At 45.7% G+C, this 26513-nt stretch carries 27 protein-coding genes and 1 pseudogene; all 28 read left to right on the top strand.

What is annotated here, in order from left to right; all coding sequences use genetic code 11:
• Nucleotides 1–79: 79 nt before the first annotated feature.
• The 28 genes and pseudogenes from MAMMFC1_RS01340 (at nt 80) to MAMMFC1_RS01210 (ending at nt 26433) form a co-directional block, all read left to right on the top strand.
• A complete protein-coding gene (locus tag MAMMFC1_RS01340; protein WP_126305790.1) occupies nt 80–493 on the top strand; it encodes a NifB/NifX family molybdenum-iron cluster-binding protein in 414 nt (137 codons plus the stop codon).
• Between the two features lie 591 nt (nt 494–1084).
• Nucleotides 1085–1960: a nucleotide-binding protein gene (locus tag MAMMFC1_RS01335; RefSeq protein ID WP_126305788.1), complete on the top strand. Its 876-nt coding sequence runs from the start codon at nt 1085–1087 to the stop codon at nt 1958–1960.
• 17 nt (nt 1961–1977) lie between these two features.
• The gene (locus tag MAMMFC1_RS01330) at nt 1978–3399 is read left to right on the top strand and encodes a nitrogenase component 1 (RefSeq protein WP_126305786.1); all 1422 of its coding nucleotides are present in this window, start codon (nt 1978–1980) and stop codon (nt 3397–3399) included.
• A 1-nt stretch (nt 3400) separates the two neighbouring features.
• Nucleotides 3401–4747 carry a nitrogenase component 1 gene (locus MAMMFC1_RS01325; RefSeq protein ID WP_126305784.1) on the top strand — a complete coding sequence of 449 codons (1347 nt, stop codon included), beginning with the start codon at nt 3401–3403 and terminating at the stop codon, nt 4745–4747.
• Nucleotides 4748–4777: 30 nt separating this feature from the next.
• Complete coding sequence (locus MAMMFC1_RS01320; protein ID WP_126305782.1) at nt 4778–5593, top strand: ABC transporter ATP-binding protein; 816 nt, start codon at nt 4778–4780, stop codon at nt 5591–5593.
• A 24-nt stretch (nt 5594–5617) separates the two neighbouring features.
• A complete protein-coding gene (locus tag MAMMFC1_RS01315) occupies nt 5618–6400 on the top strand; it encodes an ABC transporter permease (protein WP_126305780.1) in 783 nt (260 codons plus the stop codon).
• 66 nt (nt 6401–6466) lie between these two features.
• A complete protein-coding gene (locus MAMMFC1_RS01310; protein WP_197723885.1) occupies nt 6467–7501 on the top strand; it encodes an ABC transporter substrate-binding protein in 1035 nt (344 codons plus the stop codon).
• Between the two features lie 94 nt (nt 7502–7595).
• Complete coding sequence (locus MAMMFC1_RS01305) at nt 7596–8789, top strand: radical SAM protein (protein WP_126305778.1); 1194 nt, start codon at nt 7596–7598, stop codon at nt 8787–8789.
• Nucleotides 8790–8960: 171 nt separating this feature from the next.
• Entirely contained in the window at nt 8961–9623 is a 663-nt protein-coding gene (locus MAMMFC1_RS01300) for a Crp/Fnr family transcriptional regulator (protein ID WP_158618597.1), read from the top strand.
• 359 nt (nt 9624–9982) lie between these two features.
• Nucleotides 9983–11464, top strand: a complete 1482-nt coding sequence (locus tag MAMMFC1_RS01295; protein ID WP_126305774.1) for a nitrogenase component 1 — start codon at nt 9983–9985, stop codon at nt 11462–11464.
• Nucleotides 11448–12764, top strand: coding sequence for a nitrogenase component 1 (locus MAMMFC1_RS01290; protein WP_126305772.1), 1317 nt, complete (start codon nt 11448–11450; stop codon nt 12762–12764). Before MAMMFC1_RS01295 ends, MAMMFC1_RS01290 begins: the two co-directional genes overlap by 17 nt.
• 83 nt (nt 12765–12847) lie before the next feature.
• Entirely contained in the window at nt 12848–13447 is a 600-nt protein-coding gene (locus tag MAMMFC1_RS01285; protein ID WP_126305770.1) for a Uma2 family endonuclease, read from the top strand.
• A gap of 68 nt (nt 13448–13515) precedes the next feature.
• A pseudogene (locus MAMMFC1_RS01280) lies at nt 13516–13731 on the top strand (TetR/AcrR family transcriptional regulator); the annotation flags it as partial.
• Complete coding sequence (locus tag MAMMFC1_RS22805) at nt 13661–13834, top strand: SMR family transporter (RefSeq protein WP_126305766.1); 174 nt, start codon at nt 13661–13663, stop codon at nt 13832–13834. The pseudogene MAMMFC1_RS01280 and the gene MAMMFC1_RS22805, both read left to right, overlap by 71 nt.
• A 163-nt stretch (nt 13835–13997) precedes the next feature.
• Nucleotides 13998–14156, top strand: coding sequence for a hypothetical protein (locus tag MAMMFC1_RS21670; RefSeq protein ID WP_162499701.1), 159 nt, complete (start codon nt 13998–14000; stop codon nt 14154–14156).
• A gap of 19 nt (nt 14157–14175) precedes the next feature.
• On the top strand, nt 14176–14385 hold the full coding sequence (locus MAMMFC1_RS01270) for a hypothetical protein (RefSeq protein WP_232035604.1): 210 nt from the start codon (nt 14176–14178) through the stop codon (nt 14383–14385).
• Between the two features lie 158 nt (nt 14386–14543).
• Nucleotides 14544–14837, top strand: coding sequence for a hypothetical protein (locus tag MAMMFC1_RS01265; protein ID WP_126305762.1), 294 nt, complete (start codon nt 14544–14546; stop codon nt 14835–14837).
• A 32-nt stretch (nt 14838–14869) separates the two neighbouring features.
• Nucleotides 14870–15922, top strand: a complete 1053-nt coding sequence (locus tag MAMMFC1_RS01260; protein WP_126305760.1) for an ABC transporter substrate-binding protein — start codon at nt 14870–14872, stop codon at nt 15920–15922.
• A gap of 138 nt (nt 15923–16060) precedes the next feature.
• A complete protein-coding gene (locus tag MAMMFC1_RS01255) occupies nt 16061–16897 on the top strand; it encodes an ABC transporter permease (RefSeq protein WP_126310375.1) in 837 nt (278 codons plus the stop codon).
• A gap of 20 nt (nt 16898–16917) precedes the next feature.
• Nucleotides 16918–18180 carry a radical SAM protein gene (locus MAMMFC1_RS01250; protein WP_197723884.1) on the top strand — a complete coding sequence of 421 codons (1263 nt, stop codon included), beginning with the start codon at nt 16918–16920 and terminating at the stop codon, nt 18178–18180.
• A 65-nt stretch (nt 18181–18245) separates the two neighbouring features.
• Nucleotides 18246–19286, top strand: coding sequence for an ABC transporter substrate-binding protein (locus MAMMFC1_RS01245; protein WP_126310373.1), 1041 nt, complete (start codon nt 18246–18248; stop codon nt 19284–19286).
• A 569-nt stretch (nt 19287–19855) separates the two neighbouring features.
• The gene (locus tag MAMMFC1_RS01240) at nt 19856–20212 is read left to right on the top strand and encodes a Na-translocating system protein MpsC family protein (RefSeq protein WP_126305758.1); all 357 of its coding nucleotides are present in this window, start codon (nt 19856–19858) and stop codon (nt 20210–20212) included.
• Between the two features lie 136 nt (nt 20213–20348).
• The gene (locus MAMMFC1_RS01235) at nt 20349–21602 is read left to right on the top strand and encodes a radical SAM protein (protein ID WP_126305756.1); all 1254 of its coding nucleotides are present in this window, start codon (nt 20349–20351) and stop codon (nt 21600–21602) included.
• A 110-nt stretch (nt 21603–21712) separates the two neighbouring features.
• Nucleotides 21713–22177 (top strand): hypothetical protein, encoded by a 465-nt coding sequence (locus MAMMFC1_RS01230; RefSeq protein WP_126305753.1) that lies wholly within the window; start codon nt 21713–21715, stop codon nt 22175–22177.
• Between the two features lie 61 nt (nt 22178–22238).
• Entirely contained in the window at nt 22239–23246 is a 1008-nt protein-coding gene (locus MAMMFC1_RS01225; protein WP_126305751.1) for an aliphatic sulfonate ABC transporter substrate-binding protein, read from the top strand.
• A 68-nt stretch (nt 23247–23314) separates the two neighbouring features.
• On the top strand, nt 23315–24169 hold the full coding sequence (locus MAMMFC1_RS01220) for an ABC transporter permease (protein WP_197723883.1): 855 nt from the start codon (nt 23315–23317) through the stop codon (nt 24167–24169).
• A 57-nt stretch (nt 24170–24226) separates the two neighbouring features.
• Nucleotides 24227–25012 carry an ABC transporter ATP-binding protein gene (locus MAMMFC1_RS01215; protein WP_126305749.1) on the top strand — a complete coding sequence of 262 codons (786 nt, stop codon included), beginning with the start codon at nt 24227–24229 and terminating at the stop codon, nt 25010–25012.
• 56 nt (nt 25013–25068) lie between these two features.
• Complete coding sequence (locus MAMMFC1_RS01210; RefSeq protein WP_126305747.1) at nt 25069–26433, top strand: B12-binding domain-containing radical SAM protein; 1365 nt, start codon at nt 25069–25071, stop codon at nt 26431–26433.
• Nucleotides 26434–26513: the final 80 nt, after the last annotated feature.

Genomic DNA, 26513 nt, shown 5'->3' with positions numbered 1-26513 from the left:
CGGATGAGTTCATTAGCCAGAAGCTGTATTCCAAAAATTTGGGATGCAGCTTATTCATTAATTAAGAGGAGTGAAAAACATGTCTAAAGTTGCTGTCGCCACTACCGACGGAATATCAATCAATGAACATTTTGGCAAAGCAAAAGAATTCTGGATTTATGAAGTTGATGAAAGCGCGTACACGTTTTTGGAACGCCGGGAAAACGGTCCCCATTGCACCCAGGATGCCACCGGGCACACTGCCGGTGCTACAGCTGAATTGCTGGCTGACGTCGAAGTAGTGCTGGTGATTCAAATTGGCCCCAGGGCGGAGAGAGAATTACGAAGGCAGGGGGTTATTGCTTTACCTGTGACCGGTTCCATTGATAAAGCATTAAAGGCTTATGGGAAAAGAGGCAAATTCATAAAGAACAGCATTCTTAAGACAGCTGTGGATTGTCGGTCATCAGAAGGCAATAACGGCTCCTGCGGATGCTCGCAAGGGTGCAAGTAAATTCGTTTAGCTTCCGCAAAACTAGTACCTTGTTACCTTTAAAACATGGTATAAGTTTGCAAGGATTTTTTCGGCCTGCGAGGCGGAGGAGCCGCGCATATCGAGAATATGTAAGGCGACGACAACGAAGCAGGGCGGAAAAATCCTGCAAACTTACCCTTGCTTTTAGAGGTAACAAGGTACTGGGCTTCGGCAGGGGAATTTCTCCCTCCCCCTCCCCGAAGTCCGGAAGCGGCAGCCCACGGTGCGACTATGATAATCAAATCATTAATTGCAGAGTTTAATGCAACAATGGTGTGGCTATGATAGTCGAACTGTAATTAGCAAGCTTTATTGCAATAAGTTAACATATGTAACGATACTTATCAAAGCGGGGGTAGCCGTAATTGGATAAAGCATGCTGTAAATTTTCTTGCAAATGTCGTCTGGGTGACTTACGCGGTTATTATCAGGTGCTATAATAAACCCAATCTTTAACAATTTGTGCTGAGCAGAAATACTGCAGGCTGGTAATTCCGCAAGGAATATACTTGGCCTGCAGTATTTTCACATTATTGGCAGCCAAATACTTGAAACTAAGGGAGTGTTTACATGGGGGAAAAGAACCCAAAACGGATTGCCATTTACGGCAAGGGCGGCATAGGCAAGTCTACAACCACTTCAAATATAAGCGCGGCCCTGGCGGAAACCGGTTACCGGGTGATTCAGATCGGCTGCGATCCCAAAAGTGATTCGACCAATACTTTACGCGGCGGCAAATATTTGCCGACAGTTTTAGATAGTATTAGAGATGAAACCAAAGTCAGGCTGGAAGATATTTCGGCAGTCGGTTTTAAAGGGGTGTTGTGCATCGAAGCCGGCGGGCCGGTTCCCGGTGTAGGCTGCGCGGGACGGGGAATTAACGCGGCGGTGGAATTGCTGCAGGAACTGAAATTATTTGAGGAATTCAAACCCGACTTCGTTTTATATGACGTGCTGGGCGATGTAGTGTGCGGCGGCTTTGCCGTACCCATCCGGGAAGGTATTACCGATGAAGTGTTTGTAGTCAGTTCATCTGATTTTATGGCGTTGTATGCTGCCAATAATCTGTTTAAGGCTATCAATAAATATGCGTCGTTCGACGGAGCTCTACTGGGAGGGATAATCGCCAACGGCTTGTCGGCCGTGTATTCCCAGGGTATTGTTGATGATTTTGCCAACCGGACCGGCGCTAAAGTGGCCGGATATGTGCCGCGCTCCCTTATTGTTTCTCAAAGTGAGCTGTATGGGCAGACAGTTATTGAAGCTTCGCCCGAATCGGAGCATGCCCGGATATACAGACAGTTGGCGCACTATATTGTGGAAAATGATGAGACCGTCATACCTAAACCGCTGGGTGTCACTGAATTAAGAAATTGGGCAAGGGATTGGGGCGACAGGATATTTGAGATGGAAGCAGGCGTCGTTAGACAGGAAGCGGCAATTTAGGGGGAGGATGGAATGGAATGAAGCCAAATTCATTGCAGGGAAAAACCGTCTCCGTCAGGGAAAAAAGGCTGAATACGCTAAGCGCCTACTTTGGCGAAGCCGGCTTACTGTTGCAGGAGCTTAAGAAGGAGGATATGAAACAGCGGGTCAGAACCTTCTCCCAGACTGCGGTTGATGATGTTGTCAGTGTCTTGCGCCTGCTTAGCGGGATCAATAATGTTGTCGCCATTGTCCACGGACCCAGGGGGTGTAGCGCCAGCCAACTGTATTTCGAAACTTCCGGTGAGTTTAAAAACCGGTGGGCGTTAACCAATCTGAATGAACGGGACACAATTATGGGGGGCGAAGCCAGCTTGCGGGAAGCCATAATCACGCTCAACCGCCGGTATCAACCCCAGATAATTTTCGTTATTGCCACTCCGGTTGTGGCGATTAACAATGATGATATTTTTTCTGTTGTTGCAGAGTTGCGGGCGGAACTGGGGCTCATCATTGTACCCGTTTATTCTGACGGTTTCAAATCCAAAACCGGCATTACAGGTTATGATACCGCCCTGCATGCTTTGATTAAATACCTGCCATTTAAGCAGGGCTGTGAACGAGGCAATTTTATTAACTTACTTTCAATAACGGAAAGATGCCAGGATATCAGAGAAATCGAAAGAATGATCAATGGCCTGGGGCTTGAAGCTAACATCCTGCCCCGCACTGCTGATATCCAAAATTTCACTAAGGCTCCCCGGGCCAAAGTCTCGATCAGTATTAATTCCGATTATAGTCATTATTTAGGGCAAATACTTGAGGAAAATTACGGGGTACAGTTTTTGCAGCCGGCGCCGCCTATTGGGATAAAGGGAACATACCACTGGCTTGCTGCTCTGGGTAAGGCTGTAGGGCTGGAACGGGAAGCGGATGAGTTGAATGTGGCGGGGATGAGTCAGCTCGGGCCTTCGATGGGGATGTGTGATTTTACAAATGTAAAGGCTTATATTAACCTGCCGACCTCAACTGCTTGCGGTATGGCAAGTTTGGTGGAAGAATTGGGAGCGGAAGTGGTAGGTTTAACCGTTCATCATATCGATAAATTGCATCAGCTTAAACTAGCCGAAGTGGCAGATAAAAATCCGGCTCTGCAAGTACACGTGGCTCAAGGTCAGCCTTTTGAACAGGCTAATATTCTCGAACGGCTAAAACCGGACGTCTATATTGGCAATGCGGAAAATGCGGTTTGGGCGGCTAAGCTCGGTATTGCGGCAATAGCGGTGGATAATTTATCAATATTGGGATATCAGGGAGTAGCTGAAGTTAGTCACCGGTTGAAAAAAGCACTTTTCAACAAGTCTTTTGTCCAGAAGCTAAAGAAAAATTCGGCATCGCTCTACCAACAGGGGTGGTATCATAAAAGTCCCAACTGGTACATCAAGCTGGAGGTAAAATAGTATGGGCCACCCAATTGAGAGTTCGCGCAATCATTGTGTACTTGCCGGCGCACTTCAGACTGTTCAGGCGGTAAAGGGGATCGTACCTATTGTTCATTCTACCGCCGGCTGCGGAATTCAGCAATATCTTGGCGGGAGCAGGGTTGGCGGTTGGAACGGTGCCGGCTATACCGGCGGGGTAGCAACACCGTCTTCCAACATTATGGAAAAACAGGTCATTTTTGGGGGTTCATCCCGGTTGCGGGAACAAATTAAGAATACGGTGAAGATTGTTAAGGCTGATTTGTACGTGGTTTTGTCAGGGTGCGCCACCGAACTTGTCGGTGACGATATTCCGGCAATGACCAAAGAAGCCCAGGAGCAGGGGTTGCCGGTAATTCATGTTTCAACCCCGGGTTTTAAGGGGGATGTCCACACCGGCTATGAAGTAACGGTAAAAAGAATTATTGAACAGTTGCCTAAATTGGCCCAAGTGCCGGCAGAAGAAAATTTTCGATTTGTCAATATTCTGGGAATCATTCCCGGGCAGGACGTTTTTTGGCAAGGCCATCTTTGGGAATTGCAAAATATACTAGCCGAAGTAGGTTTGACGGCCAATACTCTTTTTGGTTTTGGTCAAAGCATCAAAACCTGGCAGCAAGTTCCCCAGGCAGAGCTTAATCTGATATTTTCTCCCTGGGGTACAGGAATTGCCGATTATTTGGAAAACAAATTCGGTACCCCGTTTCTGGCGTTTGACAGTCTGCCGGTAGGGGTTGACGATACCAGTGTGGTTCTTCAGGTGCTGAGGGAAAAGTTGAATTTAGATGACCGCAAGTTGGCAAAAGTGCAACAACGGGAAGAACAGCGTCTGGCCCATTACCTGGAGAGAATTACTGACGCTTATTTTGAATACGACTTGCAAAAAGAGTTTGCGCTGGCCGGGGAGGCCGGGTTGGCCCTTGGCCTGGCCAGGTTTTTAAGCAAATCCTTTGGGCTGATTCCCAAAGTAGTGATCATAACGGATAACCCGCCCCAGTCCTGTCAAGAGCGTTTAAGCGAAGAGATAAAGCAACTGGTTCGGGGCTCTAAAACAGAAGTTTTCTTTAATGAAGACCGGGGCCGGATTAATGACATCATCCGCAGAAATGACGTCGAGTTGATTTTGGGAAGCGTCCTGGAACAAGAGATAGCGGCAGAATTAAATGTTCCGGTACTGCAAGTTTCGTTTCCTATTACCGATACAGCCGTTTTGAGCAAAAGTTATATTGGTTTTAATGGTGCAATTACTTTAGTGGAAGACTTAACCGGTCGGATATTGTCCTGGCAAAGCCGGCTTAATCACGGGCTAAGAGACAAGGTCGGCTAATTAAACTAATAAAAGGCAGGGAAAGAAAAAATGTTAACTGGTCAACATCAGGTCAACTGCATTTTGATTGAGAATCTGGCTAAAACATTTGCAACGGCCGGACCGAATACTCATAACGTGCTCAAGGATATCAACCTGCGGATAAATGGCGGAGAATTCTTTGTGCTGTTGGGACCAAGCGGTTGCGGCAAGTCCACGTTACTAAATGTTATCGCTGGTTTTTTTGATAAGACAGCCGGTAGCCTGTTGCTCAACAACCAGCCTATTTGTGAGCCCGGACGGGAAAGGGCCGTGGTGTTTCAACACCCTGATGCATCTTTGTTCCCCTGGCTTAATGTCAGAGAGAATATTGAATTTGGTTTGCGCATGAAGAAGGTAAATCCAGGTAAGCGGCAGGAGATCTCAAATAAATTCATCAAGCTGGTCGGGCTGGCAGGGCATGAAAATAAATTTCCCCGCGAACTCTCCGGCGGGATGAAGCAAAGGGTCCAATTGGCCAGAGTACTGGCTAATGACCCGGCCATATTACTGATGGATGAGCCCTTCGGCGCCCTGGATGCCATGACCAGGCGCAGTATGCAGCAGGAGTTGGTGCGTATCTGGATCCAGGCCAAAAAAACCATAGTTTTTGTCACTCATGATATCCAGGAAGCAATACTGCTTGGTCAGCGAATTGGCATTATGTCCAAGTCCCCGGATGCCACAATTTATAAAATTCATGAAGTAAAACTTCCTTATCCCAGAGACATAACCGCCAGGGAGTTCAATGATCTTTATAAGAAAATTGCAGCCAACTTTTTCGAAGAAATATCAGTATGTGAGAATCAAGAAAAGTTAGTTGTTTAAATCGGCAGTTAAAGGTGGAGGTTCATGAATTTCATACAATATTTACTCAAAATCGGTGTTGCGTCCTGGCTGGCTGCAATCGGTATCTGGCAGCTTGCTTCGCTTACATTTGGCAAGCCTGATTTTCTGCCTGGTCCTCTGGACGTTGTGCACGGATTAATGGAATTACTTGCCGATGGCTCCTGGTTAAACTTCGTTCTTGTTAGTTTGCGCCGGGTTTTAGCCGGATGGCTGCTAGGAAGCTTATGGGGAGCGCCTATTGGTTTACTCATAGGCCATGTTAAGATTTTTCGCCAGTTGATTGATCCATATCTTAACTTTTTCCGTTTTATTCCCTCAATTGCCTTCATTACTTTATTTGTTTTGTGGTTTGGCATCGGCGAGGAATCGAAACTGATCCTTATCATGTACGGTACATCGTTTATTGTCATGCTAAATACGGCATCAGGTGTGCTGGCCCTGGATGAAGAAAAAATCAGGGCTGCCAGAAGCCTTGGGGCTTCGGAGACTCAAATTTTCTTCCATGTTGTTATTCCGGCTACAATTCCTTATATCTTCACCGGTGTAAGGCTGGCCATGGGAAACTCTTTTATGGCAATTGTGGGCGCGGAAATGATTGCGGCCAACGAAGGCATCGGTTACCTGATCTGGACGTCACGGCTCTATTTTAAAACCGACTGGGTATTTATCGGCTTGATATCCCTGGGGCTGATGGGGTTCTTTACCGATAAGCTTATCCGGGTCATTAGCGCCCAAGCTTTGGGAAGATACGGCATCACAACTGAAAATCGTTTTGGCGGCAAGTGAATTCGCTAAACAAATGGATATATTGGGAAATTAAAAAATACAAAGTACGGGGCGGGAGCTGAGTTAATGAAACAAAAAAGCAAATTGAAAAGCAAATTATTAAGCTTACTGTTAATTACGCTGTTAACGATTATCCTTGCCGGTTGTGGGAGCCAAACCGCCGATAAGAATGCATCCGGAAAATCTGTTGATCAAAAGCCAATACCTGTGCGGTTCGGGGTGGACGCAGGTACCTTTAGCCTGCAGTTCCATGTGGCCAGGGAAAAAGGTTTTTTTGCGAAACATGGCATAGAACCGCAGATAAGTACTTATTCTTTTGGTATTGATACTTTAAACGCGGCGCTGGCCGATCAGGTGGACGTAGGCGAAGCAATGGACTTTGCCGCTCTGTCCAGATTCAACACCGGCGACCTGCGGATCATCAGCTTTATCCAGACAGGTAAAGCTGATAAAACAAAAGTTGTCGCCCGGGATGGCATTAATTCCCCCCAGGACATAAAAGGCAAAAATTTCGGTGTTTCTAAAGCTACTGTGCAGGAGTACATCGTCTCCAGGTATTTGGACAAAAATGGATATAAAGAAGGGGAGGTAAATCGTGTCGGCTTGACTTCGGCGGCGGAAATATTCGCTGCCTTTGACCGGGGAGACATCAACCTTGCCTTCTTTAGCGGCACCTGGCTAGATAAAGCTGTAAAGGTCCCGGGAGCCAGGATTATAGGTTCACAGGCCGACATTCCCTTCGAAGCACGGGGCTTCCTGGTAGTCAAAGAAAAACTGTTAAAAGAAAAACCGGAAGCAGCCAAACGAATTCTTCTGGCCCTTGATGAAGCTTCCCAATGGATTAACGAACACCCGGAAGAGACAGGTGAAATTGCCTTTAAAGCTGTAAAGCTGCCTAAAGAGGCCGTAGCCAGGGATATTAAAGATATTACCAACGAAATCCGGTTAACTGCCGAAGACGTTGCCCAGTTGAAAGACGTTTATGAATATGCGATCAAAAACAAGCTGATTAAAGGTGGCTTTGAATTGAAAGACAAAATAGTGGTTGACCCCTTGCAACAGACTTTCCCGCAGAAATTAGCCTATGATCCGGCGAAATGATAAACAAGAAGAAGCTGCCGACTTGGTCAGAAAAGTTGAGAACCCGGTCAGCAGAAGATATTAATTAGGGAGATTAAATTAGGGAGGAATGAAAATGAGCGACCTGAAAAAGCAACTTTACAAAGAATTGGAAATTAAAAACGCCCTGTTTGTTGAGGGCGTCAATGTCAACCCGATGATTTTTCAAAATCTTGATTTAGGTGGTAAGTATCAGGAGCAGGTTCATGTCTTGTTTGAAATGGACCATCACCCTCATGTTGGAATCGATTTTCCCGTTGGGTTTACTTCTCCCGGCGGGTTAAAGCTGGCTTTCCGGTGGGATACCCGGTCCCCATACGCAATTCATTATGATGATGGGAAATATTACCTGACTCATAATGGCCAGGAACTTTTCCCAACTGAGTTTTTAAAACGTCCCAAGTACTATAACTTAAAAACATCCGACGGTGCGGAAATGTCCCAGGTGGCTACGTACAATAGGGAAGGCGCTATCTTTGTTGCCTACAGTAATGAATGCTCCCTGAAAGAAAAAGGCCAGGACTGCCTGTATTGCAACATTAATGCCACCAAAGATACTTATGCCGAAAAACAAGGGATTTTTTGGAAGAGTCCGAAGCAAATTGGCGAGACCGCCGCTGCCGCCTACAACGAAGGAGCCAGGCACATCACTATTTCCGGCGGCTTTATACCCGAGCGCAGAGAAGTGGACTACTATATAGATGTAGCGGAGGCCATTAGGGAGCACACCGGTCTGGCCGACTTTAACGGCACAGGGGTTATTGGAGCTCCTTTAGATCTTGACGTCATCGACAGGTACAAGGAAGCGGGCTATCGGACCATAGCCATGAACATTGAGATTTGGGATAAGAATATCTTTAAGAGCATTTGCCCGGGGAAAGAAGCCCAATGTGGCGGCTGGGATCACTGGCGCATGGCGCTTGAATATGCCGTGGAGGTTTTTGGTCATGGGCGGGTAAGGTCGAATATTGTAGCCGGAATTGAGCCCAAACAATCAACCCTGGAAGGTATCGAATACCTTGCCGCCAAAGGAGTGGCCTGCTTTGCCGGAGCTTGGTGTCCCAATCCCGGTTCCGCCCTGGAGGGTCACCGTTCGCCCGAGCCCGAGTGGCATTTCGATCTGGCCAGGAAAGTTGCCGCAATCTTCAGAAAGGCCGGTTTCACTTATGATCAACTATACGACTGCTCAGCGGCTCCAACCACTTTGTGCCATGATATTTATAAAATCGAAGATGAATTATTACCGGTGTTTCAAGAGAAAACCGCTTAAAAGAATTTATTTTAGCAGTAAACATTTCGCTTTGTAATTTATAATGGCTGATTAGAAGAAAGCTAAAGGCCGAAGATAGTTGGCATGTTGCCGGATCTTTGGCCTTTTCCTTTGCGGGAAATGAGGGTCGGATATTTATTTCCTGATAAAGCAGGGGGGAGGAATGAGCATTTGGATAAGCCGGAAGCGATTTTGAGGGAGACACTGCCGCCCGATGAGATTGCAGAGTTTAAGGCTTTAGCTTACCCGATGCAGGTAAAAGCAGGGTATGTGCTTTATAGTGAGGGGGATTACTCGAACTATATCTACTTTATTGAAACCGGACATGTTAAGCTTTACAAAAGTACCAGCCTGGGGGAGATTATTACGTTATCAATACGCAAGCCGGGTGATGTGATTGGAATAGCCGGGGTATTGACAGGAAGGTATCGCTGCGTTTTTGCTGAGACCATTGATATTTGTAAAATATGGCGAATGAAAGGGGAATCTTTTATCGAACTGCTGTACGCACGCCCCCGGTTCGCTGTCCGGGTGGCTGCTCTGCTGGGAAAGCGCTTATGCGATGCCGAAATTGCCATAGCCAATTTGACATCTATGGAAGTGGACCGGCGTTTGGCCTGGCTGTTAAAGGATTTAGCCGCTACAGCTTCGAATCCGGACGGGGAAAAGCTCAGAATTGCTGTAAAATTAACTCATCAGGATATTGCCAGTATGATCGGAACATGCCGCCAGACAGTAACAACTGCTTTGGGGCGATTGAAAGAAGACGGAATTATCAATGTAGGTAAACGATATATCGAAATTATAGACTTAAATAAGTTGAGCAATATGTAACACAGTATGTCCCCTAATAGTCATTGCATAAACAGTCAATGCAAATTGACATTCACAAAGTTCAATGTTATAATTTAGAAGTTCAATATTATAAAATACTATAATTTAATAAACTTTTATATTGTGGATTTTAGGAAGCTGACTGTGAAGAAACAGAGGCTTTGAGTAAAGTACGCGTTTACTCAAGGCCTTTTTTATTATACAAGAAAGTATATGTTCTAGGACGGCAAAGGACAGCCTTATTAACGCTTCGACACTGTCGCTTAACCCTCCGCTTATAATAAGGCTGTCCTTTGTCCGCCGGTCGTCAAAAGACGCATTAGCGTTTTTCTAATGGGAAATCGACAAGGGGGTTCAATATGAGTGTCATTAACCTCAAAGAATCAGAGGTCCAAGTCCGGGAAGTTCGCCTTGGCTCTATCACAGGGTTTGAGGGAACCGCCGGCCAACTGGTTCAATGTGCGCGGAGCGGCAGCCTTAAAGACAGCGTAAGAAGTTTCAGCCAGTGTATGGGCTGCAGTTCCATCAATGCTTTTTGCCAGCTTTGTATGATCCAGGATGCTGCCGTTATTAATCATGCTCCGGTGGGATGTGCGGGGGATGTTTTTTGTTTTAATTTTGTATACCGGGTAGGGCAGATGGAAAGAAAGCTGCCGCCGGCAATCGGAAGGTATTTTAGCACCAATATTCAGGAACAGGATACCATTTTCGGGGCGACGCAAAAACTGGCGGATACCATCCGGGCGGTCTACCAAAGAGTGGGCCCCAACGCCATATTCATTACAACGTCCTGCGCTTCAGGAATTATTGGCGATGATGTGGAAGGGGTGGCGAACGATTTGGCGGCCGAGCTTGGCATTCCTGTTGTCGCCTGCTTTTGTGAAGGATTTAAATCAAAAATTTGGACGACAGGCTTTGATTCGGCATACCATTCCATCGTCAGAAAGATAGTAAAGCCGCCGCAAAAAAAGTCCAATAAGGTTAACATTATAAATTTTTGGGGCAGCCGTATATTCGATGAATTGTTAAACCCGTTAGGGTATGAAGCAGATTATATAGTGCCATTTTCAACCATAGCCCAACTGGAGCATATTTCCGAAGCAGCGGCTACCATTCAGATTTGTCCGACTCTGGGCACTTATATCGGCGCCGCGCTGGAGCAGGTTTATGGCGTGCCGGAAATCAAGTCGCCCCCGGCTTACGGGATAGCGGGTACGGATCAATGGCTGCGGGAACTGGGCAGAGTTCTTGACCGGCAAACAGAGATAGAGGAAATTATTGCCAAAGAACATGAGCGCGTGTTGCCAAAGCTCAGGGAATATCGTGAAAAACTTCAGGGGAAGACGGCCTATCTTACGGCAGGAGCCGCGCACGGGCACTCGTTGATCGCTGTTTTAAGAGAACTGGGTATGGAAGTCCAGGGCGCCGCTATTTTCCATCATGACCCCATTTATGACAGCGGGGATATTGCTTCCGATGCCCTGGCCCATGATGTGAATACCTATGGCGACGTTCCCAATTATAATGTTTGCAACAAGCAAGCCTATGAACTGGTCAATATTTTGAACAGGGTGAGACCGGACATCATGATTGCCAGGCACGGCGGCATGACGTTGTGGGGGGCAAAGCTGGGGATTCCGACTCTTTTAATCGGGGATGAGCAGTTCGGCTTTGGCTATCAGGGGGTGCTCAATTATGCGGAACGAATCCTGGAAACCCTTGATAATAAAGAATTTGTAACTAATCTTGCCAAACACAGTACCATGCCTTACCGCAAATGGTGGTTGGAGCAAAATCCATTCTCTTTTCTCAGGGGTGACCTAGATGTCGGGTTTTATTGAGCAGCCGCGATATTCATGCGCGCTGGGCGCGCAACAGTCGGTAACAGCCATAAAAAGAGCTGTGCCTATTTTGCATTCCGGTCCTGGCTGCGGTGACAAAATCAACAGGCTGCTGGGACAAGGCGAAGGCTATGCCGGCGGGAACACCGTGCCTTGCACCAACGCCAGTGAAGCGGAGATTGTTTTTGGCGGCGAAGAGAAATTGGGAAGCGTGATTGAAGGCGCCTTTAAGGTGATCGATGCCGACCTTTATGTAGTACTCACCGGTTGCACTTCCGATATTATCGGCGACGACATCGGACAAGTAACCAGTAGATATCAAGACCTGGATAAACCGATTGTATATGCGGAAACAGGCGGTTTCAAAAGCAATAATTATGTAAGCCATGAGACGGTGGTTAAGGCGATTATCGACCAATATGTGGACAAATTCAAGGCGGGGACCGGGAAAATCAAAGGTCTGGCCAACGTATTCGCCACTATTCCCTATCAAGATCCCTTTTGGAACGGTAATTTGGAAGAAATCAAACGAATATTGGAAGGCATCGGACTTAAAGTCAATATCCTTTTTGGTTCAGAATCCCGGGGGGTACAGGAGTGGAAGACCATCCCGCAGGCCGAGTTTAATATTGTTGTCAGCGCCTGGCCGGGTCTGGGGATTGCCAAACATCTGGAAAATAAATACGGCACATCCTATATTCATTTTCCCTATCTGCCAATCGGCGGGGTGGAAACAACGAAATTTTTGCGGCAGGTTGCTGATTTTGCCGCTCTTGACAAAGATAAAACGGAAGCTTTTATAAAAAAGGAAGAAGAAAAGTTCTACATGCATATTGAGCGAATGGCCGACTTCATGCTTGAATTCAGATACGGCCTGCCCCGGCGGTTTTATACAATTCTAGATGCTTCTTACGCTGTCGGCCTTTCCAAATATCTGCTGAACGAGCTTGGCATTCTTCCGGCCAGGCAGTTTATTGTTGATGATACGCCGGAAGAATTTCAGGCGGCTATTCAAGAGCAGTTTAAAAATATCTCTGAATTGCGTTCGGCTACGGTTGGTTTTTTAGTGGATGCCGGTGCTATTCAAGAAGAAATCAGGGCCGATGCCCACAAACACAGGGCATTGATTCTCGGCAGCGGCTGGGAAAGGGATTTGGCCCGCGAGATAGGCGCCGATCTTCTGATAGTCAGTGTCCCTGTTGCTTACCGGCTGATTTTAAATTGCGGCTATGCCGGTTACAACGGGGGGCTTAGAGTCATAGAGGATATCTATGACAAAGTACTGGATACATACAGATAACAAACGCATCATGGCTTTGCTCCTATTTACTTTTCCAATAATTTGTTATACTAAGGGAAAGGACGATTCGGGGAGATGAGAACATGGGCAGTAACGCCATCAGGAATGATAGAGTTTATACTTATGCCGACTACCTAAATTGGCCCGAGAATGAACGGTGGGAGATTATTGACGGCGTAGCATACATGATGGCTCCGCCATCAACCGAGCATCAAAGAATTGTAGGCAGGTTATTTAATGAATTTGCCAACCATTTAAATTTAAAAGGTAAAACATGCGAGGTTTTCATAGCGCCTTTTGGCGTTACCTTCGATAAACAAACCAGCAATGACAAAAATACTTATGCAGTAGAACCGGATATAACGGTGATTTGTGATAAGTCTAATATCACAGAGAAAGGCTGCAAAGGCAGTCCGGATCTAATTATTGAAGTTCTGTCACCCGCAACAGCCAGCATTGATATCATTAAGAAACGCAGACTCTATGAACAAAACGGTGTTTTGGAATATTGGATCGTGGATCCGGTACATCAGATAATAAGCAGGCTTTACTTGAATGAGGAACTATCCAAATATAGAGAATCAGAGTATTTCAGCCGCGACAATACTATAACTCCAATAATCTTCCCCGAATTGCAAATAAACCTTAAAGACATATTTCCGGAAACACAGAAGCAGGGCTAAGTGCAGCCTGCTTTTTGTTTTTGTCGGTATTTTGGGCAGTGTAGTTCGATAAAAATTTCGTTGCTGCGACGGGATGCAGCAAAGGCAATTTGTATTACCATTTTGAGAATAAGGAGGGGTTATTTCTGCATTTAGCTGAGCAATGCTTTTTGGAATGGTGGGAGCAATGGGAAAAAATATCTGTTCAATATGAGTCGGTTGCTGACAAATTAAATGCAATGGGTATTTTTGGGTATCGCCATATTGCTGGAAGTTTGCGGAACAACTTTAATGAAACTGTCTGATGGATTTACAAAAATGATATATGCTGCTCCCATCGTGTCGTGTGGGCGACTTACATGGGGACAGTTAGCTGCTATTATAAATATAATATTTCTAAGAGATTAGTAAACGTCGGTAAATGGGCGATCTGTATCCTGTTTTTATGGTAGGGCAATCAAGTAACATGCTGAGCAGATTATTATACTGCAGGCCAAGTCATTCCACTAAGGAATTACTTGGCTTTTTTTACCAAATAGACTCCCATGCTGCATAAGCGACACCACAGAGAATGAAAAACGGGATTGCCGCACTGGCGTTCGCATTGACGCTGGAAGAACGGCTTTATTTTCCGGTCATTGCCGAATCTGAAGTAATATCTCTTAAGGCCAAAGGCACGAAACGTGCGGACGGCAGGGATTCATTATGCCACTGCCCGGCGTATTCGTAATTTACTGAATCGAATCGGCATGGAGCCAACCTTTATTTTCACAGGAGGAGTTTCTAATAATATTGGCATGAAACTTGCGCTAAAAGAGCTTCTCGGCGTTGAAATAGGCGAGACTAAAATGGATCCAACCTATGCTGGAGCCCTAGGGGCATCAATATATGCCCACAAGTACAATGCTATCGGTTATATTGGAGTAAATGCTGAAAGCAATCTGCAATCGGTAAAGTAAAATTTAAAAATATCAGGCTGACCGTAGGACTTACGGAGGCTCTTACCCAAAAGGTAAGAGCCTCTTTTAAACTACCCAGAATCGCAGTGAAACGTATGAAAATAAAAGCGCTTGCAAGTATTACCAAAAGTAATAAGAATCAGAAGGAGATGAGGCGTATGCCAAAATCCAGCCAACGAAAAAATTATCTACATACTGTAGAAAAATATCAGGATATTCCTGAATTAATCATTCTTAAGACTGACGTTTATCGCAGAGGCGTAGCCTACAGTGCTGCGGCACTTGAGCATGTCAATCCGACGATACACCAGATTCAAGCTCCCAGTATCTTTGGATCGCGTGACGGTAAATTGTTGCCGCTGCCGGAATCTCTAACCCTGCGTGACGGTACCTTTATTTTATCAAGTCCAACACCTCCCGAGTACCAGCCTTATCTTGTCGATTATAAATAATTAACCAAAGACTGAAGAGGAGGTCGTTACCGATGAACATGCGTACAAAAGTTTTGGGAAGCAAGGTTGCTGTTTTAATTTTGTTAGCTCTAATGATTATGCTTGTATTGGCAGGCTGCGGTAAAAAGGAAGAACATGCGGTAGTGCAAAATGATAAAGGCGCATTGGAGAAAACTGAAATAAAATATCAAGGTTGGGCCAGCCAGGTACTATTTCCTGAATTGGCAGAGGACTTGGGTTACCTGGCCCCACTAAAACTCAAATGGGTTGGAAATACCATCAGTGGACCGCAGGATATCCAGTCAGTAGCTACCGGAGATATTGATTTTGGTGGCGCTTTTACCGGGGCTATTGTAAATTTAAAAGCTTCAAATGCACCAATAAAATATGTTATTGGTTACTATGGTGTGGATGATAAATCTTATTATGCTTTGGTGGTTAATCAAGATAGTCCACTGAAGGACGGGCGTGACTTTATTGGTAAAAAGATTGCCGTTAATACTCCCGCTGCGCATAATGAATTTATCATTAAAGAGTACTTGCGTAAACAAGGTTTAACAGAAGCAGAAATCAAGCAGGTTACTTTAGCGGTTCTACCACCGGTAAATGCCGAGCAGGCATTACGGCAAGGGCAGGTTGACGGGGCGATTTTAGGCGGAATGTTTAAAGACAAAGCTTTCGACAGAGGCGGTGTTCGCACAGTTTTCACTGATTATGACATATTCGGAAAATTTACCGGCGGTGGCTATGTTTTTACTGAAAAATTTATTAGGGACAACCCCAATACTGTGAGGAAATTTGTTGAAGCAACGGCTAAAGCAATCGAATGGGCCAAAGCTACTCCGCGGGAAGAAGTGATTGCCCGTATGGAGAAGATCATTAAAGAGAGAAAGAGAAATGAAGATGCTTCAACAGTAAATTATTGGAGGAGTACAGGGGTATCGGGCAAAGGCGGCCTGGCTTCCGATACGGAAATACAAATGTGGATTGACTGGTTGGTAAAAGAGGGTAAGCTTAAGGCAGGCCAGATTAAACCGTCGGATGTATATACAAATGAATTCAATCCGTATGTCAATGAAAAATAATAAGTTGATGTAATTTTGCCGCTGGTGGTAGGTCAGCGTAGAGAGTGGGCTGAGCAGAAAATACTGCAGGCCAGTAATTCCGTTAGAAATAATGTGGCCTGCAGTATTTAATTTGAGAACAGAAAGAGGTGGCAGATGATGACTAATGTCAGAGTAGTTGGTGTTTTACAGGAAAAAAATACGGCTTATAAAATTAGGGGAATCGAGGGATTTAGACTGGCTGGTACATTGCTCAAAAAAACTGTGGCGATTTTAGTGTTGCTTATTCTCTGGGAAGTAGCACCGCAAACAGGCTTGGCTGATAGAACCTTTCTTCCGCCGCTATCAGATGTACTTAAAGCATGGTGGCAACTGTTGCAGTCAGGCGAATTGGCTGATCATGTTATATCTAGTTTGGTACGGGCCTGGGGCGGGTACTTTTTGGCCATAGCTTATGGTATCCCCCTTGGAATTGCCATGGGCTGGTATAAAGTGGTTTCCGAGGTATTAAATCCGCTTGTCGAAACTTTTAGAAATACCGCGGCCCTGGCCTTATTCCCGCTGTTTATTTTGTTACTGGGAATCGGCGAAGTGTCCAAAATTGCCATTGTAGTTTACGCCTGCTCCTGGCCTATCCTGTTGAACACCATCGGCGGGGTGAAAAATGTTGACCCCTTACTGATTAAATCAGCCCGGTCCATGGGAGTATCCCATTTTACACTCTTTTATAAGGTTATTTTACCCGCAGCCGTTCCGTCAATTTTTACCGGGATCAGGCTGTCAGGAGCCACGTCCATTCTGGTACTGGTGGCGGCTGAAATGATTGGCGCCAAAGCCGGTCTTGGTTATTTGATTATTTATTCCCAATACAGCTTCCAAGTTCCCAATATGTATGCCGGGATTATAACGATCTCTATCATTGGGTTGCTTGTGAATAAAACGCTGATTTATTTGGAAAAAAAGTTTACCATATGGAAACCCGAGGTTAGTATTTAAAAGATTAGGAGTGAAGAATCATGTCAATAACTACTGTGAAAAAAAATGAAATGGATAATTATAACGGGGATATTTCGCAAGAAGCCATTAAGAAAGCGTTATATCAAGAACTTGAACTGAAAATTGAACTGTTTGTCGAGGGCATTAGCTTTAAGGCCGATGATGTAAAACAGTTCGAAATCGGTACAAAGTACCAGGAACAAATTCATATCCTTTTTGATATGGATAAGGCCCATCACTCAGGCTTTTTACTGCCTGCTATCTTCTATTTGCCGCACGGGCTTCGGGTTAATTTTCGCTGGGATCCGCAATCCAAGTATCGGCTGGTTGCGGAAAACGGGAGGCCGGTTATCTATAAACAGCAAGAGCGAATTGCCGAAATCGAATTTTACAAACGACCGGAGTTGCTTGATTATAAAACCAGCGACGGGGAACCGTTCGGACATATCGCTGCGTTTATTCCGGAGGGTGGCGTAGGTGTTTGCTATAGTAATGAGTGTGCGTTAAAGGAAACAGACGAAGATTGCTTGTATTGCAATATTAATTCAACTGCCGGAGCCTACAGCCAGGAAAACATTTTCATAAAAACTCCCCGACAGGTAGCCGAGGTTGTAGCTGCAGCCTATAAGCAAGGGCGTGGCAATCATGTCAATGTTACTGGTGGATTTATCCCGGAACGCCGGGAACTGGATTACTATGCCGATGTAGCGGAAGAAATAAAGGAACTCACGGGGCTTGATGATTTCAACGGCACGGCAGTCATTGGCGCTCCGGTGGATTATCGTGGTGTGGAAAAATATAAAGAAGCCGGCTACCGGACTATCGCCTTGAATATTGAGATTTGGGAGGAGAACATCTTCAAAGCTATTTGCCCGGGGAAGGAGAAGCGCTGTGGTGGCCGGACTAACTGGGTGAAAGCGCTGGAATATGCCGCAGAGGTCTTTGGCAAAGGGAAAGTTCGTTCTAATATCGTGGCCGGCATTGAACCAAAGCAGTCTATTCTTGAAGGTGTGGAATATCTTGCGTCCAAAGGGGTGATTTGCTTTGCCGGCGCCTGGTGCCCCAATCCGGGGTCCAAGCTCGAAGGACACCGGACACCTGAAACGGCATGGCATTTTGATTTGACCAAAAAGGCAGCAGCCATTCATCGTAAATATGGGTTTACAATCGACCAGTTATATGATTGTTCGGCCAACAGTACCGCAATACATGATGCTTACCGGATTGAAACCGAACAATTTGAAGGTCTTCAATTGTCTCAGTACAAGTTTCCTCAGCTGTAGAAACTGTAGGAGATAAAATTCCCGGTGCAAGTACAATTAGAAAGAGGGTTTTGTATGTGATCGCTATGTACCATAGGCTTTTTAGCAGGAATATTGTTTTATTGGCGCTGGTTCTGGCAACTGCGTTTGCTGTGGCAGGCTGCGGACAGAAAGATGAAAAGGCGGCCAAGAGCGCTACTCCGGGTGTAGTGGAGATAACTGAATTGCGCTACCAGGGCTGGACGGGCCAGGTTACACTGGCGGAATTGGCGGAAGACCTGGGCTATTTAGCTCCTATTAAGCTAAAATGGGTTGGTAATACCATCAGCGGCCCGCAGGACATCCAGGCGACGGCAACCGGTGATATTGATTTTGGCTCGGCTTTTACCGGTTCAGTTATTGGCTTGAAAGCAGCCAATGCGCCGGTTAAAGCAGTTATTAGCAGTAATGGCGTGAATGAAAAATCGCATGGGTCGCTGGTTGTGTTGCAAGACAGCCCGATCAAAGAGGCCCGGGATCTAATCGGCAAAAAAATTGCCGTTAATACCCTTGGTGCCCACCATGAAGTTATGATTAAATCGTATCTGCGTAAAGCGGGTTTAACAGAAGATGAAATTCGTAAAGTAGAACTGGTTGTTACGCCACCGGCCAATACCGAACAGGCCCTGCGGCAGGGGCAGGTTGAAGCCTCCTTTATGACAGGTTTCTGGCGGGACAAAGCCATGGAACGGGGTAGTGTCCGTTCTGTTGTTACTGACTATCAACTATTTGGTAATTTCAATTCCAGTTGCCTTGTTATGTCGGAAAAGTTTATTAAAGAGAACCCTAACACGGTCAAAAAATTTGTCGAAGGGCTGGCTAAAGCTATTGAATGGGCGAATACTACGCCGCGGGATGAAGTTGTAGACAGGATGGAAAATATTATTAACAAGCGAAAACGTAATGAAAATACTGAAGGGGTAAAATATTGGCGGCATACAGGCATAGCCAGCAAAGGCGGCGTAATTTCCGAGGGTGATCTTAAAATCTGGATTGACTGGCTGGTGCAGGAAGGAAAACTTAAAGAAGGCCAGGTAAAAGTGAGCAGTGTGTATACAAATGATTTTAATCCGTTTCGTGACCGCTGACAGTGTGTCACAAGTCAGAGCCAAAAACTGCTCAGGGAGGCTGTGAGTCATGCTGCCGTTACTATTAATGGATTGCCGGTATCAGCAGCGATATAATGGCATGATAATTGATTAAACCAGAAACCTGAGTTTTGCAGTAAAATAAGTTGAAAAAGCTCTGCTAGTCAAGCAAATAGGCTGACTAGAGAGCTCTGTTTTTTTTGGCAAATTAGTACTTACAGGTAGTGTCATAGAGGATATCTATGACAAAGTACTGGATACATACAGATAGCAAACATTAAAAATATGGAAATATAGCAGATATTATTGACAAAGGGTTTGCAAAATGATAATATGTTAAAAAGAATATACGGCTGATTAGAAAAAAACTAAAGGCCAAAGAAGTTGGTATATAACTAACTCTTTGGCCTTTTCTTTTTATCGGTATCGAATTTGTTTAATCCTAACAGGGATAACTAAAAAATCCCTTGGCGCCCTTGTCGGTTAGAAATTTTTTATGAGCCAAGGGCCAATTGCTGAATGCAAAGGGCGGGTAGCGTTAACGGTTTTCCTTACCTGGGGGGTGTTTGATGGATATTAAACAATATCCGGGGCGGAATCTTGCTTCTAAGGAGCAACAACTGGAGAGAGAATTCGCCAAATTTATCAAAGAACAAATTAGCAGGGGGCCAAAAAAGATAGAAGTAAAAATAGCCAATGATACAGTAATTTGTTTGATTGACGGATTTTTAACCAAAGCTGAGGAATTGATTGTGGAATCCGGGCACTGGGATAAGGTTATGGTCTATCGTTGCTTGTATGTAACTAAATGTGTCAATGGGATTGAAGAAATTCTTCAGTTGATACTAAAGAAGAAAATCAGATTTTTTTTCCCCAGTTGGATTCCGGAAAGAAACTTAGCTTGCTGGACAATATATTTGGATTAAAGCCTGACAAGGCGAATCTATCATTGTCATAGTTATTCTTCTTAACAAAGAACAGGTAACTACTTCCGAGTAGTAGTCTGTTCTTTTTTATTATATACAAATAAAAACAATAAAATTATTTAGGGGGTATGGGAAAATGGCTGTTATTTTACCAAAGGCAAAGGCCGAATTAACTTTGAATGAAATTATCGCTAAATATCCGGAAATACCGGCGCTCATTATTTTAAAAATTGATGTCCAGCGCCGGGGAGTACATTATACCGACCGTGCCTTAAAGGCGATGGATAATTCACTGCACCAGGTGCGCAGTCCTTATATTTTCGGTTCCCGTGATGCTAAACTTACTCCTGTTCCCGAATCTTTGCTGTTAAGGGACGGTACTTCGATAATTGTTGATCCGACACCGCCGGAAAAGAACCCGTATATTGTTGATGTTGTGGACGGTAAAACGGTGCTGACGGATAATAAACAGGTATTGGAAGAGGTGGAATACTGGCCGAAGCCGGCTTACTACGACAAAAAAACCGGTTCAGGCATTCCGATGAGTTACATTGTTAGCGCGCGGCCACAACGGTTAAATGTGTTTCAGTCCGGGTTTTGCCACTTTTGGGCCAATGACAAAGGCTGCCGCTATTGCGATATTGTGACTCATTTTAAACAACAGAGATCTGAACTGGGTATTCCTTCCAAACTGGACCCTCGTGATGTTTCGGAGACCATTCGGGAAGCATTAAAAGAACCTGGGCGATTTACCGGCATTTGCCTTACGTCCGGGTCCAACACCAACGGGCCGGAGCCTTTCGATCAGGAGGTGGATTTTTATATTGAGATATTGCAGGCTATCGGCGAAAACTTCAAATCCAAGAAGTTTCCCAGCCAGTTAATTGCCACATCTTTTAATGAAAAACAGTTGGCGCGGCTCTATGAGGAAACCGGTCTTACCAGTTATACTTCCGACTTGGAAGTGTTAAATGAGGAGCTATTCAACTGGATTTGCCCCGGGAAAGCAGAATGGATCGGTTATCAAGAATGGAAAAACCGCCTGATCCGGTCCGTGGATATCTTTGGTCGCGGCAACGTCAGCACCGGTATCGTCGGCGGGGTGGAGTTGGCTCAGCCCCGGGGATTTAAGAGCGAAGAGGAAGCCCTTGCGTCAACTTTGGCAGAGGCGGAGCATCTGGCCGGCCATGGTGTCAACAGTGTATATATTGTCTGGGTACCCAAGCCGGGTTCGGATTTCCGTGATCAGAAAAATCCTTCGCTGGAGTATTTCGTTCGCCTGGCGAAAGGCTTGCATGAGATCAGAGTGAAATATAACCTGCCGATTGATTATGATGATTACCGGCGTTGCGGCAATCATCCCGACACTGACTTGTCCAGATTATTGTAACGAGACTACTCGCATTAAGAGGGGAACTGCTGAACAATCGTCATCTTTTAGGCAGTTAGGGACAATCCAAGCTTTAGTAAATAATAGATAGTTTAAGGGAGGATAAAACAATGGCTGTACAGCTTGATAATGAAGTTGCTGAGTTGCTTGCGGATAAGGAAACAGTGAAGGTATTGGCGACAATTGACGCCCAGGGAGTTCCGCATGCGGTCATAAAACAGACAATTCATGCCGACGAAAATGGCAATCTGGTTTATCTTGAGTTGCTGGAATCCTCCGTAACCAACAAGAACCTGGTGCGCAGCATCTGGTTTAAAAAGAAAGTATCCATAGCCATTAAAGGTAAAACCGGAATTAGTTATCAAATTACCGGCAGCCCAATTAAAGCAGTCGTGGCCGGCCCGATATTTCAAAAACATTATGTGAGTATCCGTGAAAAGCTGGGCGATGTGGATCTGGCCGCTGTTTGGATAATCGAGCCGGAAGAAGTGCGCAACCAAACATTCAAAGTACGGAAGTCCCGGGAGGAGGAAGCGCATCCTATTTTTATACACCTGGACCGGTTAGCAAGGTGAATCCCGGGTCAGGGCGATAAGGGATTATTTTAAGATTAATAGGTAAAGGAGACTGTTTGCCATGAAAAAGCTAAAGTTCATTTTAATGCTTATTCTGTCTGTCATTTTGTTTACCGGCTGCAGCACCGGCAAAGAAAGCGGAGCTAAGGAACAACCTAACAATACTGCCGGCATAACAGCCAAAGAACTAAGAATCGCCACCCAGCCTATTCCCGCGTATGCACCTATCTTCGTTGCCAAAAAACAGGGGTGGCTGGAAGACAAACTTAAACAAGCCGGTGTAACGGTCAAATGGAGTTCTTTTGACGCCGGGCCGCCGATGAATGAATCCTTTGCCGCCGGGCAACAGGATATCGGCTTTTTGGGAGACTCCGCGGCAATTATTCCAAAAGCGGCAGGACAGGATACCCGGATTGTCGGACTTTGCGCCGCCGCACCGCAAGGACTGGCAATAGTGGTGCCCAAAGATTCAAAAATCGCTTCGGCTAAGGATTTAAAGGGTAAAAAGGTAGCTGTTGTTAAAGGGTCATTTGCCCATCACTTGTTGGTGCTGGTCTTGAAGAACAACGGCCTGACAGTTGACGATATCCAGTTCCTTAATCTAAGTCAGGCTGATAGTGCCACAGCTTTGGCCAAAGGTGATATTGACGCCGCTGCCATATGGGAGCCGTTGATTACCAGGTTGGAAGATCAGGGAACAGCTAAAGTCCTGGTTGATGGTACCGGGATTAAAAAGGGCCTATTGGTCATAGTTGCTACCAACAATTTTGCTGTCAAAAATCCGGAAATTGTCAAAGAATTTCTGTTAGCATATCAGCGGGGCAGTGAATTTATTAAGTCCAATCCCCAGGAAGCTGCTAAATTAATTGCTGATGAAGTTAAAATATCGCCGGAACAGTTGGTGAAAATACTGCCGAAGTTTGATTATAGTCCCGTATTGCATGACGACGACATTCAAGAGTTGAAGCTTGGCGAAGAATTTATGCGCAATGCCGGCATTATCAAATCGCCGGTGGATATAAACGCGTTTATTGATTCCAGCTATCTGAAAGCAGCCGGCATTCAGTGACTTGTCAGGCCGGTGGAGGCTGTTTCTACCTCTTATGAATCAGATAAATTGAGAGGAGGTTGATAATTATGCCGCAGAAAGAACAAAGTTTACGGGCAGCCGGTATGCGGCTGCAGTTGCGGCCACGGTCATTGAGTATAGTAAATTCGCTGCAGAAAGTTAAGTTGATGAAATCGGTGCAGTTTGTAATTTTACCGGTATTGCTGCTGGTTATATGGCAACTGCTCTTTGAGATTGGTATTATAAAACCGGTTACAATGCCGCCGCCCACGAAGGTTGCCCGCAGCTTCCTGGAACTTGCCGGCAACGGCCAGTTGCTAAAGCATATTGGGGTGAGTATTTTACGTGTATTGGAAGGGTTCGGATTGGCGGCCTTGACGGGTATTGTACTGGGTATCGGCATCGGCTTGTCCAAAGTCTTAGATCGTTTAACAGATTTATTGATTCAAGTGGTCAAACCTATTCCGCCTATTGCCTGGATTCCACTGGCTATTCTGTGGTTCGGCATCGGCGAGCCGTCGAAAATCTATATTATCTTTTTGGGGGCATTTTTCCCCATATTGATTAATGTCTTGGACGGTATTCGGCAGACCGACAGCAAATTTATTGAACTGAGCCGGGTTTTGGAAGTGAGCAAGGGAAAATTTATTCGCCAGGTGGTCATTCCCGGGGCGCTGCCTGCCGTTATGACCGGACTTAGAGTAGGACTGGGAGTGGCCTGGATGTGCGTAGTGGCAGCGGAGTTGATCGCGGCTACTCAGGGTATCGGTTACCTGATCAACGATGCGCGGCAACTTTCGCAGCCTGATGTTGTGCTGGTCGGAATGATTACCATCGGCGTAATCGGCAAGGTGATGGATGATTTGCTGAAAAGGCTGGAGACCAGGCTGATTGTCTGGAAAACAACCTATGCGGGAGACTAACTGCAGTTCCCACCTTAAGGTGAATAGTTAAGCAAAAATCCGGTCGGGGGTGACGTAATGAGTGGGACGTTTGGCGGCGGCAATTTGACAATCCAGGGCATTAATAAAAGGTTTACCAGCCGGGCAGGTACGGTGAGTGTCTTAGAAAACATTGATCTTGACATTCATAGCGGCGAATTCGTCAGTATAGTGGGCAGCAGCGGCTGCGGTAAAAGTACTTTGCTGCGGGTTATTGCCGGGTTGGAGGAGGATTATGAAGGCGTGGTTGTTCTGGGGCAGCAGCCAATCTCGAAACCGGGACTGGATCGGGGTATCGTTTTTCAGGAACACCGGTTGCTGCCCTGGCTTACGGTACAGGGCAACATCGCTTTTGGTTTGAAAGACGGTTCAAAAACGGAAAAAGATAAAATGGTTCAGGAACATATTGATCTGGTTGGTCTAACCGGCTTTGAAAAAGCCTATCCCCACCAATTATCAGGGGGAATGGCGCAACGTGTGGCTATTGCCAGGGCGCTAATCAACCGGCCGGAAGTTTTGCTGCTGGATGAACCTTTCGGCGCCCTGGATGCTTTGACCAAAATTCAGATGCAGCAAGAGATTTTGCGCATCTGGGAAACAGAGCGGACCACAATGATTTTGGTGACTCATGATATAGATGAGGCTGTTTATTTGGGGGACAGAATTGTGGTCATGTCCAACCGGCCGGGAACGGTTAAGAGGATTGTTCCGGTTGAACTGCCAAGGCCGCGTGACCGCAGCAGTTACGAGTTTGTTCAAATTCGCAAGTTGATTTTTAAAGAATTTTTTACTGAAACTGACAAGCCTTTCGTCTATGCAATTTAAGCAAGAGTAGAGAGTGGTGCATACCTAAACAGTGAATCGCGAAGGAGGATGGATGTGTGAAAATCCTATTGGTTAATCCGGCATTTTATGATGGGCAACAATTCAGTAACAGATATAATAGTTACCTTGACTGGGTTAAGGGCGGCAACCTTTACGTTGCCCCCTTTGAACCACCGTTGGGACTTGCCTCCCTTTATGCCTATCTGAAAACACAAGGCTATCAGGTTGAATTAATTGATATGCAAGGTTTGTTAATGGATAGCGCCGAATTGGCTAAGACGATAGCCGACCGCCAGCCCGGTCTGGTAGGAGTAAGTGCGATGACCACCACGCTGCCGGCAGCGCTGAAAGTAGCCGCTTTAACCCGGCAAGCGGCCCCGGCGGCGAAAGTTGTCCTGGGGGGAGTGCATCCCACCCTTGATCCTGCCGGGGTGCTGGCGAACGACAGTGTTGATTTTGTTATCCGCGGCGAAGGCGAACAGGCTTTAGGCGGACTTGTCGCTGCTTTGGAAGGCCGCAGTTCCATTGCGGACGTTGCCGGCCTATGTTACCGCGAAGGTGACAAAAGCGTTATTAAGGAAAAGACATTAATTATCGACCAGGATAGTTTACCGGCGCCAGCCTATGATTCTTTCCCCGTTGAACGGTATATCCAGCATAACCAATTATTGCGGGATATACGCGGAGTCTCCATGCTTGTCTCCCGAGGATGTCCGTTTCCCTGCAGTTTTTGCGCAGTGCATCAGACAATGGGACGAAAATGGCGGGTAAAATCAGCCAATCTGGTTGTAGATCAAATTATCGGTTTGAAAAATAAATACCATCTGGACGGTATTTGGTTTAAAGACAGTATTTTGAATCTTAATCGCCAATGGACCAGAGACTTTTCCCAAATTTTAATTGAGCGTAAGGTGGATATAGCCTGGCAGGCCAACACGCGTATTGACCTGATAAATGAAGAAGAATTGCAACTGATGCAGCGGGCCGGCCTGACGCAAGTGGACCTTGGAATCGAATCCGGTTCGCCGCAGAGCCTGGCCAAATTGGGAAAAGGGATAACCGTGGACCAGATTAAGGAAAAGGTTAAGCTGGCCCGAAAATATGTAAAAGTCTTTGGCTTTTTTATGATCGGTCTTCCGGGCGAGGAGGAAAAAGATGTGGTCAAGACCTTTGAGCTGGCTAAAGAGCTCAAGTTGGACCGCAGCACCTGGAGTATATACAGTCCGTTGCCTGGCTCGACTTTCTACGATGATTTGGTGCAAGCAGGTACAATCAAACCGTATCAGCTTGATTACGAGCGCATTCATTTTACGGAAACGTACGAAGGGATTTGCAAAATTCCCTCAGAGCGGTTGAAAGAGCTTTACCGGGAAATCAATGAATACTTTTATACCGGCACAATGATTCCGTCAGCAGGTTAAGTATAATGAAATACAAAAACCGCATTGACATTGTCCTAAAATAGTATTACTATATTATAAAATTCGAAATTGATATATAG

This window comes from Methylomusa anaerophila (assembly GCF_003966895.1).
Classification (GTDB): domain Bacteria; phylum Bacillota; class Negativicutes; order Sporomusales; family Sporomusaceae; genus Methylomusa; species Methylomusa anaerophila.
Note: the sequence above shows the minus strand (reverse complement) of the source record. Positions and strands in the feature narration are given on the sequence as shown.